Raw genomic sequence first — 11355 nt, 5'->3', positions numbered from 1 at the left:
TCAGTTGCCCGCGAGCTGCTGCTTGACGAGGGCGGCGACACGGCCGCCCTCGGCGAGCCCGGCCACCTTCGGGTTGACGATCTTCATGACCTGGCCCATCGCGCGCGGGCCCTCGGCGCCGGCGGCCTTGGCCTCCTCGACGGCCTGGGCGACGATCTGCTTCAGCTCCTCGTCGGACAGCTGCTTGGGCAGGTACTCGGCGAGAAGCTCGCCCTCCGCCGTCTCCCGCTCGGCCGACTCGGTACGACCGCCCTGGGCGAAGGCGTCCGCGGCCTCACGGCGCTTCTTCGCCTCCTTGGTGATCACCTTGAGCACCTCGTCGTCGGAGAGCTCGCGCTTCTCCTTGCCCGCGACCTCTTCCTTCGTGATCGCGGTGAGCGTCAGCCGGAGCGTCGAGGAGCGGAGCTCGTCGCGCTCCTTGATGGCGGCGTTGAGGTCTTCCTGCAGCTTCGACTTGAGCGTGGTCATGGAGTCGATTGTCGCAGGTGTGGTGCGGGGAGCGCGCCCTGATTTCGCTGGTGTGTGCGGGTGCAGACCCGGCGCTGATGGGATGCGTGGGCCGGAGTCCGTTTTCCACAGGGGGAGTTGACGGTCGGTGACGTCCGGCTGTGGTGGTCGGTGGTTGTCCACAGGCGGGCGCTCGGGTTCGGCGGGGTCTGACACGATGGACGCATGCGAGCGCGATACGGAGTACCTCTGGGGATCGCGGCGGCCGGTGCCGCCGGTGTGGTGTACGCGGCGGGTTTCGAGGCCCGCTCCTTCCGGCTGCGTCGGGTGACGGTGCCGGTGCTGCCACCGGGCATGCGACCGCTGCGGATACTCCAGGTCTCCGACATCCACATGGTGAGCGGGCAGCGCAAGAAGCAGCGCTGGCTGCGGTCCCTGGCCGGGCTGCGCCCCGACTTCGTGATCAACACCGGGGACAACCTCTCCGACCCCGAGGGCGTCCCCGAGGTGCTGGACGCACTGGGCCCGCTGATGGAGTTCCCGGGGGCGTACGTCTTCGGCTCGAACGACTACTACGGCCCGAAGCTGCGCAACCCCGCCCGCTACCTCCTGGAGAAGGTGCAGGGTCGCCACGGCCTGAACGGCAACAAGCCGGTGGTCGGCGCCATCCACAACCCGTGGGAGGACCTGCGCGACGGCTTCGACGGGGCGGGCTGGCTCAACCTCACGAACACCCGCGGCACGCTGAAGATCGAGGGCATGTCGGTCGAGCTGACCGGCCTCGACGACCCGCACATCAAGCGGGACCGCTACGCCCGCGTGGCCGGCGGCCCGTCCGACTCCGCCGACCTCTCCCTGGGCGTGGTCCACGCCCCCTACCTCCGCACCCTCGACGCCTTCACCGCCGACGGCTACCCCCTGATCCTCGCCGGCCACACCCACGGCGGCCAGCTCTGCATCCCCTTCTACGGCGCCCTCGTCACCAACTGCGACCTCGACACGGACCGCGTGAAGGGCCTCTCCACGCACACGGCCGACGGCCGGACGTCCTACATGCACGTGTCGGCCGGCTGCGGCACGAACCGCTACACCCCGGTGAGGTTCGCCTGCCCGCCGGAGGCTTCGTTGCTGACGTTGGTGGGGCGGGAGGACTCCGCCGTGTGAGGCGCCGGCGACGGACTCCGCCGTGCGTGTGTGGGGTACCGGCGACGGACTCCGCCGTGTGAGGTGTCGGCGAGGGGGGACGGCCATGTGAGGTGCCGACCACCGGACCGCCTTCGGAATGCTCGGGGCGTTAACCCGTACGGATCACCCCGAATATCCCATTCCACCGGGTCGTCCTAGCGTGAGCGCATGACCGCACCGATACCCAGGGACATCCCCGATCTGCCCGCGATCTCGGGCATTCCCGCGCCGGTGACGTCCGTCGTGCCCGCGACGGCGGTGGTGGAACCGACCCGACGCCGACTGGCAGCGACGTACCGCGCCCTGGTCGCACTGGCGGCGGCAGCGGCCGTGGTGACCGAGATGGTGCTGGGCAGCCCCCTGCGGGCGTTCAGCCACTTCTCGGTCCAGAGCACGGCCCTGGTGGCGCTGGTCTTCGCCGTCTCGGCCCGCCGAGCGTGGTCGGCCGGCCGCCCCCTGCCCTCCTGGGCGACAGCCGGCACGGTTCTCTACGCCGTGATCGCGGCGCTGGTGTACCACCTGATCCTGATGAGGGACGCGACGGCCTTCTCCATGACGATGACGTCGACCGGCGCCCCGGCCGCCCCTACGGGCTGGCTCGCCCTGACGAACATCGCCTTCCACACCGCGATCCCCCTCGCCGTGGTGGCGGACTGGCTGCTCCTGACCCGCCCGGCCCCGCCCCGCCTGAGCCATGCGGCGGCCTGGCTGCTCTACCCGCTGGTGTACCTGGTGTTCACGCTCGGCCGAGCGGCCCTGGTGACCCCCGACTGGCCGGCCCCGTACCTCTACCCCTTCCTGGACGTCGACCGCCACGGCTACAAGAGCGTCCTCGGCAACGCCCTCCTCCTGGGCCTCGCCTTCTACGCCCTCGCCCTCCTCCTCATCGCCGTCGACCACCTCCGCCCCGACCCCGTACACCCCCGCCGAGGCCGCCCCGACCGCCACGACCGACGCCCCGAAAACCGGATTTCGTCTCCGGCCACCAGTGGGCTAAAGTAAACGACGTCGCCGCGACGAGCAGCGACAATCGGGGTGTAGCGCAGCTTGGCAGCGCGCTTCGTTCGGGACGAAGAGGTCGTGGGTTCAAATCCCGCCACCCCGACAGCTGGATAGCAGTTCAGAGGGCCCTCACCGGATCGGTGAGGGCCCTCTGGCGTTGCTGCGTGGCTCGTCGGAGAGCGAGGAACGCAGAGCTGTGCCGGGGCTCCCGAGGCGTCCGGTCGTCGGCGTTGGTCCCGTCGATGTCCTTGAGCGCCCGGCGGAAGGCGCGGCGGGCGCCGGCAGTGTCGAGTGGCTTGCCGGTGGATGAGGAGAGACGCGTCCCTGTTGGCTGGGCTGGGCCGGGCTGGGCTCCGCTCCGGTGGTGCGCGTAGTGGTTGCCCCGGCTGCGGCGCTGGGCGGCGGTCGGCAACGCCTCGGGCCAGGGGGCCGGTGGTCGGAAGGCAGCGGCCTATGCGTCGGGGTTCTTGCCGGTTGCCGCGGTCTGGATGCGGTCGACCTGGAGAGTGACCAGGGTCTGCAAGTCGTCGGGGTTGGGCAGGTCGCGGCCCGCGATGGAGGCGAGGACGGTGCCGACGCGGACTTCGGCGACGGAGGCGCCGTCCTTGGTGTATCCGTAGATGTCGTCGGCGCCGCTCGGCTGAAGGTCGAGGGCCTTCGCCGCCGTGCCCGCGTCTTCCTTGTCGTCGGCCACCAGGGTCTTGTAGCCGGCCTTGGCGTTGTCCACGGAGTCGTACGCGAGCAGGGTGAAACGGGTGTGGGTGTCCGAGGAGGCCTCGAGGTTGTAGATCGCGGAACCCAGTGCGGTGACTCCGGCGCAGCTCGCGGTGGCCTGCTGTTCGCACAGCTTGCGTGCCTCGGCGCCGTCCAGGACCTGCGGTTCCCTTCCTCGCCAGCCTTCGGGGGCACCGACCTTGCGCGGCATGGCCTGACTCAGCTGCGACGGGTTGAGGGGTGTGGCAGCGGTCTCGCCTTCCGGAGATCCCGGGTCGTCATTCGACCCGCCGGAGCAGGCCGTCAGTACGCACAGCAGGGCAAGGCCCACGACCGTTCCGCGCATCCCCCGAGACATGCTCACTCCCCTACCGCTCCCTTGGCTGTCATGACCCGTACAAGGGAGTGATCTCAGGGGCTGCCGGGTGCGGCGTCCGCCGACGGAGACGAACCTCTGCGCGCCCTCCGCAGGTCGAGCTGAATCGGGTACCGATAGGCAACTCCGATTCTCCGGCCCGGGTGCGCGAAGGTGCCCTGACCGGTGGCGGCGTGGATCGGGCGTATCTCCGTAGCGCGCAAACGCCTATGACGGTGAGTCATGTCACAAGGAATGGCTGGGCTCATCGCACGTCTTTGCGATGATCGATCCCTTTGCCCGCTTCTGGCAGCGGCTAGGTTTTCACATCGACCACACTTCTTTACAGCGGCCTTACACATGGCCGCGCAGAACCGAATACGGGTGGATGTTGAGACCGCAGGGGGATTCGTCCTCTCCTTTCCGGAGAAGGACTGTTTGGCATGAGCGCAGCAGATATCTGCGCTGGACGGCGGGTGGCGTGGCCGCCGCCGTGTCCGTGACTCTGCTGCAGGGGCCGGCCGTTGCCGCTCCGCGGCAGAAGCCCGCCAAGCCGGCGGCGGCGACCACCGCCGCGGACATCGCGTCGGCGAAGGTCGCGGCGCGGTTGTCGGGCAAGCGGGTGGAGGCGCTGTCGGAACGCACCGAGACCTCGACGACCTGGGTGAACAAGGACGGCAGCCTGACCACGGAGCTGTCGGCCGGGCCGGTGCGCTTCGAGCGTGACGGCGCGTGGGTGGACGTCGATGTGGAGCTGCGCGAGTCGGGCGGCGATGTCGAGCCGGTGGCGCACCCCAACGGGCTGCGGCTGGCGGGCAGGACGGGTACTCCGGCGAAGTCGCTGGAGGCGGCGCAGCGGGCGAAGGCCGTCGACCTGGTGACCCTGGGCGAGGGCGATGAGCAGATCACGCTGCGCTGGAAGGGCGGTCTGCCGGAGCCGAAGCTCGACGGGACACGCGCGGAGTACGTCAACGCGGTGCCCGGCGCGGATGTGGTCGTCGAGGCGACCCGCACCGGCTTCGAGCAGTACGTCGAGATCAAGAAGAAGCCGGCCACCGACGGGTTCTCCTACACGCTGCCGCTGGAGACCGACGGGCTGAAGGTCGAGCAGCTGAAGAACGGCAGCCTGCAGTTCACCGACGAGAAGAACAAGAAGCGGGCCGTCATGCCCGCGCCGGTGATGTGGGACTCCACCGTCGACAAGCGCTCCGGCGAGCACACCCGCCGGGTGCCGGTGTCCATGAAGGTCGTCGAGAGGGACCTGGACGGCGAGAAGGGCGAGAAGGGGGAGAAGGGGGAGAAGGGCTCTGGTGTCGATCTCGTCTTCACACCCGACCCCGCGTTCCTCGCCGACCCCGAGACCAAGTACCCGGTGACCGTGGACCCTTCGACCTCCTCGCTGTCGAACGTCTTCGACACCTATGTGCAGCAGGGTGAGACCGTCGACTGGTCGTCGGGGACGGAGCTGGACTTCGGCAACCCGGGCACGACCAACGCCGACGGGACGCCCCGTACGGCGCAGTCCTTCGTCAGCTGGAACACCTCGCCGATCGCCGACGCCCTGGTCTCCAGCGCGAAGCTGAGCCTGTGGAACTTCCACTCGGCCAACCAGACGGACTGCTCGGCGCAGTCCTGGGAGGTGTGGTCCTCGGGGGCCGCGTCGACGTCCTCCCGGTGGACGAACCGGCCCGCCATGACGGCGAAGAAGGCCACCTCGACCGAGACTCGGGGCAACGCCTCGTGCACGTCCCAGCCGGACGGCTGGATCAACGCCGATGTGACCGCGCTGGCGCAGGACTGGGCCTCGGCCAAGGCCACCCGCGGGAACATGGGTGTGCGGGCGACGAGCGAGTCGGCCGTGGCGCAGTGGAAGCGGGTCAACTCCGCGAACGCGGCGGCGAATCCGCCGAAGCTCGTGGTGACCTACAACTTCCGGCCGAAGACGGGCACCAAGCAGGAGGCCGGTCCGCCGTTCTTCTCCTACAACGGCGCCTACATGGTGAACACCACCACACCGACGCTGCGCGACACCTTCGTCGACGCCGACGGTGACAAGGTCAACGGCACCTTCCAGATCTTCGACAACGCCACCGACACCCAGGTCGGCGAGGTGATCGTCTCGAAGTACGTGGCCTCCGGGTCCCCGGCGTCGGTGACCGTTCCGTCCGGGTTGCTGAGCAACGGCAAGACGTACAGGTTCCGCACCAACCCGTACGACGGGAAGCACTACAACACCGGCTGGTCGGCGTGGAAGACGTTCACCGTCGACACCTCGGCCCCGTCCGCCCCGGCGCAGATCACCTCCACCGACTACCCGGCGGGCCAGTGGGTCAAGGGCGCCGGGCAGGCCGGTACCTTCACCGTCACCCCGCCCGCCGCGGACCACAACTGGCTGGAGTGGTCGCTGGACGGCGTGACCTGGACCAGGGTCGTCACCGGCGGCGCCGGCGCGGCCAAGGCCGTCTCCGTCACCCCGCCCAGGAACGGCACCCACACCCTCCAGGTGCGGTCCGTCGACAAGGCGGACAACAAGTCCGAGGCCAAGGAGTACACCTTCCACGCCGGTTCCGGCGGCTTCCTCCAGCCGGCCGACGGCGAGCGCACCGCACGCCGGCTGCCGCTGGTCGCCGAGGCCGAGGGCGGCAAGTACGACAAGGTCTCCTTCTCCTGGCGCCGTTCCGAGGCCGACGCGTGGGTGAAGATACCCGTCGGGGACGTCACCTCCGGCGGCACGGCACTGACCGCCTGGCCGGTCGGGCTCACGAACGGCCGTAACGCGGCGCTGGTCTGGAACGCGACCGGCACCGTCGACCCCGACGGCACGGTCCAGATCAAGGCCGACTTCACCGGTCCGAACTCCGCCGCCGGCAGCACCGAGCCGCTGACCGTGGTCGTGGACCGCAACGCCGACGGCGCGGCCACCACCGAGACCGGTCCCGGTTCGCTGAACCTGCTCACCGGTGACTACACGCTGTCGGAGACCGACGCGTCGTTCTTCGGCATGGAGATGACGCGGACCGCTTCCTCGCGCAACCCCGACCAGGGTGCGAAGCAGGAGGGCCAGGCCGCGATCTTCGGCAAGGAGTGGGTCGCCGGCACCGTCGCGGACGAGACCACCTCCGACTACAGCCACATCCGCAGGGTCTCCGACACCGCCGTCGACGTGGTGCTGTCCGAGGGCGACGCGGTGCACTTCACCGCCAACGCGGCCAAGACCGGCTGGGTGCCCGAGCCCGGTGCCGAGGCGCTCACCCTCAAGGGGAGTGTCACCGGCTCGTTCACCCTGTCGGACACCGACGGCTCGGTGACCACGTTCACCAAGCCCGGCTCGGCGGCCACCACCTGGCAGGTCTCCACCGCGCTGATCGACGGTCTGAGCAACACCACCACCAAGGTGGTCTCCGAGACCGTGACCGTGGGCGGCAAGGCGCTGGCCCGCCCCAAGCGGCTCATCGCCCCCACCTCGGCGGTCACGGCCGCCGCGTGCGAGGCCGATCCGGCGACCAAGGGCTGCCGGGTCCTGGAGTTCGTCTACGCCACCGCGACCACGGCGACCGGCACCGAGAACGACGCCGACTTCGGTGACTTCACCGGCCAGGTCAAGCAGATCAAGCTGTGGGCCACCGCCCCCGGCGCCGCCGCCGCGACCTCGACGGCCGTGGCCTCCTACCGGTACGACTCGGCCGGCCGGCTGCGTCAGCACTGGGACCCGCGGATCGGTCAGCAGGCCGAGACCCAGTACGCCTACCACGAGGGCCGGGTCACCTGGTACCAGCCGTCGGGCGTGCTGCCGTACACCTTCGACTACGGCAACGCCGGTGGCGGCACCGCCTCCGGTGCCGGGATGCTGCTCAGCGTCTCGCGTCCGGCGCTGAAGCAGGGCTCGGTGGACACCACCGAGGGCGAGGCGGTCACCAGCGTCGTCTACGGCGTCCCGCTCACCGGCACCAAGGCACCGCACGCCATGGGCGGCGGCGATGTCGCGAAGTGGGGGCAGCTCGACGCCCCGAGCGACGCCACCGCCGTCTTCCCCGCCGACTCCGTGCCCTCGTCCCACGACGGCGCGGACCTGACCGGCGGCGGATACACGCGCGCCGAGGTGCACTACCTCGACGCCTCCGGCCGTACCGTCAACACGGCGGAGCCCGGCAAGCACATCAGCACCACCGAGTACGACCGGTTCGGCAACACCGTCCGTGAACTGAGCGCGGCCAACCGGGCGCTGGCGCTCGGTACGACGGACGCGCAGAAGGACACGCTGACGGGGCTCGGCATCATCTCCCGGTCCGCGGCCGAGCGCGCCCATCTGCTGTCGACGACCTCCCTGTTCGACGAGGCCGGCACCCGGGAGCTGGAGGAGTTCGGTCCGCTGCACCGGGTGGACCTGACCGAGGACCTCAAGGACGGGACCACCGTCCTGGTCAAGGCCGACACCTCCGTGCCCGCCCGCACCTGGACGGTCAACGAGTACGACGAGGGCCGGCCCACCGACGGCACGGCCAAGGCCAAGGACCAGGTCACGCTCAAGATCGTCGGTGCCCGGGTCCGCGACCACTACTCGGTCATGGGTGAGAAGCAGGTCACCGAGACCCAGTACGACTGGGCCAAGGGCCTGCCGAAGCTGGTCGTCCAGGACTCCGGCGGCCTGAACCTGACGACCGCCGCCACGTACGACGCACAGGGCCGGATCACCGACGTCGTGCCTCCGGCCGGCACCGGCGACGGCGCCGCCAGCCGCGTCACCGAGTACTGGGCGGCCGACGGCACCGGCTTCTGCAAGGGCCGCCCCGAGTGGGCCGACCAGGTCTGCTGGAGCGGACCCGCCGGAAAGATCACCGGCGGCGGCAGCCGGCCCGACGAGGTGACCGACTCCACCGTGGAGTACGGCTACTTCGGCCAGCCCACCAAGATCACCGACACGGCCAACGGTCAGTCACGCACGACCACCAGGTCCTACGACGACGCCGCCCGGCCGCTGAAGACCACGGTGACCGGCGGCCTCGGCCAGGCGGTCCCGGAGTCCACCGTGGAGTACGACCCGGCGACGGGGGCGATCACCAAGATCACCTCTCCGACGGCGGGCACGATCACCAAGGCGTACGACAAGCTCGGCCGCCTCGTCTCGTACACCGACGCGGACGGGGGCAGGACCACCACCGCCTACGACGCGCTGGACCGCGCGGTCAAGGTCAGCGACTCCGTCCCGTCGACCGTCACCTACACCTACGATCACGGCGCCGAACCGCGCGGACTGGTCACCAAGGCCAGCGACTCCGTCGCCGGTGACTTCTCCGCCACGTACGACGCGGACGGTTCCGTCACCTCCGAGAAGCTGCCCGGCGGCTACACCCTGAACGTCACCGAGGACGCCACCGGCGCCCCGACCTCCAGGGCCTACACCCGGGACAGCGACGGCACCACCGTCTACACCGACGTGGTGACCCGGTCCGCGCAGGGGCGGACGACCAGCCACTCCGGCTGGTCCGACCAGCGCTACGGCTATGACGGGGCCGGTCGTCTGACCACGGTCGAGGACACCGTCGGAGAGGTGTGCACCAAGCGCACGTACGCCTTCGACAAGCGTTCCAACCGCACCGGTCTGACCACCGCGACGGGCGAGGTCTCCGGCGCCTGCCCCGCCTCGGGAGGCACCACCACCGGCCACACCTACGACAGTGCCGACCGGCTCGTCGACTCCGGCTACGTCTACGACGCCTTCGGCCGCACCACCGCGCTGCCGGGCGGCACCGTCGACTACTACGCCAACGACCTCGCCTACCGGCAGACCGCGGGCGGCGAGCGGCAGACCTGGCAGCTCGACGCGGCCATGCGTTTCCGCTCCTGGAAGACCGAGACCGGCAGTGGCACCACCTGGACCCAGACCGGGTCCAAGGTCAACCACTACGGCGACGACGGCGACAGCCCCCGCTGGATCGTCGAGGACGCCGCGAGCGGAGCCGTCAGCCGCAACGTGACGTCCGCCGCCGGTGACCTGGCCGCGATCACCGGCAAGACCGGTGGCACGGAGCTGCAGTTCACGACCGTCCACGGCGATGTGGCGCTCCAGCTCCCGCTGGACGTGAGCCAGGCGCCCGTCGTCATCGACACGGACGAGTACGGCAACGTCCGCGAGGGCGGCGGCGCCCACCGGTACGGCTGGCTCGGCGCCAAGCAGCGCTCCGCCGAGACCCCGACCGGTCTGCTCCTCATGGGAGCCCGCCTCTACAACCCCACCACCGGCCGCTTCCTGTCCGTCGACCCCGTCACGGGCGGCAGCTGCAACAGCTACGAGTACGTCTGCGGTGACCCCGTCAACCTGATCGACCTCGACGGCAGGATGACCGCGGTCGCCCTGGTCGGCATGGCCGGTCTCGGTGTCAGCGCCGGCACGGTCCTCGCCGTGATCGGCGTGGGCGCGGTCATCGCGATCATCGGCCTGATCTGGTGGAAGGGCAAGAAGTGGGCCGTCAACAAGGTCCGCACGCTGTGGAAGGAAGCCCGTAAATCCGGGAAGGAGAAGGGCAACGATGTGCCCGACTTCGCCAAGGGCCAGCGCAAAGGAAAAAATGAAACGCTCGACAAGGCGACCGACCGGGTCATGAAGAAGGGCGGATATCGACCGCCGTACCAAAAGGGGCCGAGGTCGATCTACAACAAGGTCCGCAAGTACCTGTCCCGTAACTGAGCAGGACCTGAGACCCCAGAGAAACCGAACATCCGCGGCCCGCGCCGGCGAACCCGCTGCGCGGGCTGCGGCTTCCTTCTGAGACACAAGGTGATCACGATGGACGGACAGGGCCGGGCCTACCTGCTGTGGCATGTCAGGCACGCCGAGCCGACCGATGGGTCGGAGATCCGGCACTTCGCCGCGGACGACGACTTCTGGGCCGACGAGGAGGAGGGGGACGACGTCAAACTCCTCGGCGTCTATTCGAGCCGGGACAAGGCCCAGGAGCGCATCGTCCGGGCACGCCTGCTCCCGGGGTTCCGTGACGAGCCGGAGTGCTTCTACATCGAGGAGTTCACGGTGGACGCCGACGAGTGGAAGGACGGCTTCGTGACCGTCATGACCGGTGGTGAAGGCTCCGAGGAGACAGAGGAGACGGACTGAACCACCCAGGGCCTACACCCGCGACAGCGACGGCACCACCGTCTACACCGACGTGGTGACCCGGTCCGCACAAGGGCGGACGACCAGCCACTCCGGCTGGTCCGACCAGCGCTACGGCTACGACAAGGCCGGGCGTCTGACCACGGTCGAGGACACCGTCGGCGAGGTGTGAGAAGTGGGCCGTCAACAAGGTGAAGAGGCTCTGGCGCAAGGCCCGCAAATCCGGGAAGGAAAGGCCGAGCGACGCTCCGAGCTTCGTCAAGGGGAAGAACAAGATCCCCGGGAAATCGGCGCAGCAGTCGGCGGTGGAATACTTCAAGAAGGCCTTCCAGCGCCCGCCGACCAAAAAGGAGATGGGCCCGGTGGGCCCATCAACAAGGCCAAGAAGTATCTCGACCGCAAGTAGATCGAGTAGATAAGGCACCTGAACGAAACTTCGGGGGTGGGGGGGGGCGGGGGGGCGCCGCCCCCCACCAACAGGTGGTCCAGATATTCCAAAACGCATTAAAACAATAAAACCAAGCCAGGAGCAGGGGAGGAG

The 11355-nt window shown here is 69.5% G+C and carries 6 protein-coding genes and 1 tRNA gene; 5 read left to right on the top strand and 2 right to left on the bottom strand.

Annotated features, from left to right (window positions below):
• Nucleotides 1-468, bottom strand: a complete 468-nt coding sequence (locus ABT147_RS42345; protein ID WP_351416760.1) for a GatB/YqeY domain-containing protein — start codon at nucleotides 466-468, stop codon at nucleotides 1-3.
• A gap of 204 nt (nucleotides 469-672) precedes the next feature.
• On the opposite strand from ABT147_RS42345, the gene ABT147_RS42340 reads away from it, so the two are divergent.
• The 3 genes from ABT147_RS42340 (at nucleotide 673) to ABT147_RS42330 (ending at nucleotide 2737) form a co-directional block, all read left to right on the top strand.
• Nucleotides 673-1611: a metallophosphoesterase gene (locus ABT147_RS42340; protein ID WP_351416757.1), complete on the top strand. Its 939-nt coding sequence runs from the start codon at nucleotides 673-675 to the stop codon at nucleotides 1609-1611.
• A gap of 189 nt (nucleotides 1612-1800) precedes the next feature.
• Nucleotides 1801-2634: a Pr6Pr family membrane protein gene (locus ABT147_RS42335; RefSeq protein WP_351416755.1), complete on the top strand. Its 834-nt coding sequence runs from the start codon at nucleotides 1801-1803 to the stop codon at nucleotides 2632-2634.
• A gap of 29 nt (nucleotides 2635-2663) precedes the next feature.
• Nucleotides 2664-2737 (top strand) — tRNA-Pro (locus tag ABT147_RS42330).
• A gap of 348 nt (nucleotides 2738-3085) precedes the next feature.
• Here the strand turns inward: ABT147_RS42330 and ABT147_RS42325 are convergent.
• Nucleotides 3086-3712 (bottom strand): hypothetical protein, encoded by a 627-nt coding sequence (locus ABT147_RS42325; protein WP_351416752.1) that lies wholly within the window; start codon nucleotides 3710-3712, stop codon nucleotides 3086-3088.
• A gap of 484 nt (nucleotides 3713-4196) precedes the next feature.
• Here ABT147_RS42325 and ABT147_RS42320 point away from each other — a divergent pair, with 484 nt between their 5' ends.
• Nucleotides 4197-10388 carry a DNRLRE domain-containing protein gene (locus ABT147_RS42320; protein WP_351416750.1) on the top strand — a complete coding sequence of 2064 codons (6192 nt, stop codon included), beginning with the start codon at nucleotides 4197-4199 and terminating at the stop codon, nucleotides 10386-10388.
• A gap of 99 nt (nucleotides 10389-10487) precedes the next feature.
• On the top strand, nucleotides 10488-10814 hold the full coding sequence (locus ABT147_RS42315; RefSeq protein WP_351416747.1) for a DUF7336 domain-containing protein: 327 nt from the start codon (nucleotides 10488-10490) through the stop codon (nucleotides 10812-10814).
• Nucleotides 10815-11355: the final 541 nt, after the last annotated feature.

The sequence above is a fragment of the Streptomyces sp. NPDC001868 genome (assembly GCF_040297125.1).
Taxonomy (GTDB): Bacteria; Actinomycetota; Actinomycetes; order Streptomycetales; family Streptomycetaceae; genus Streptomyces.
Note: the sequence above shows the minus strand (reverse complement) of the source record. Positions and strands in the feature narration are given on the sequence as shown.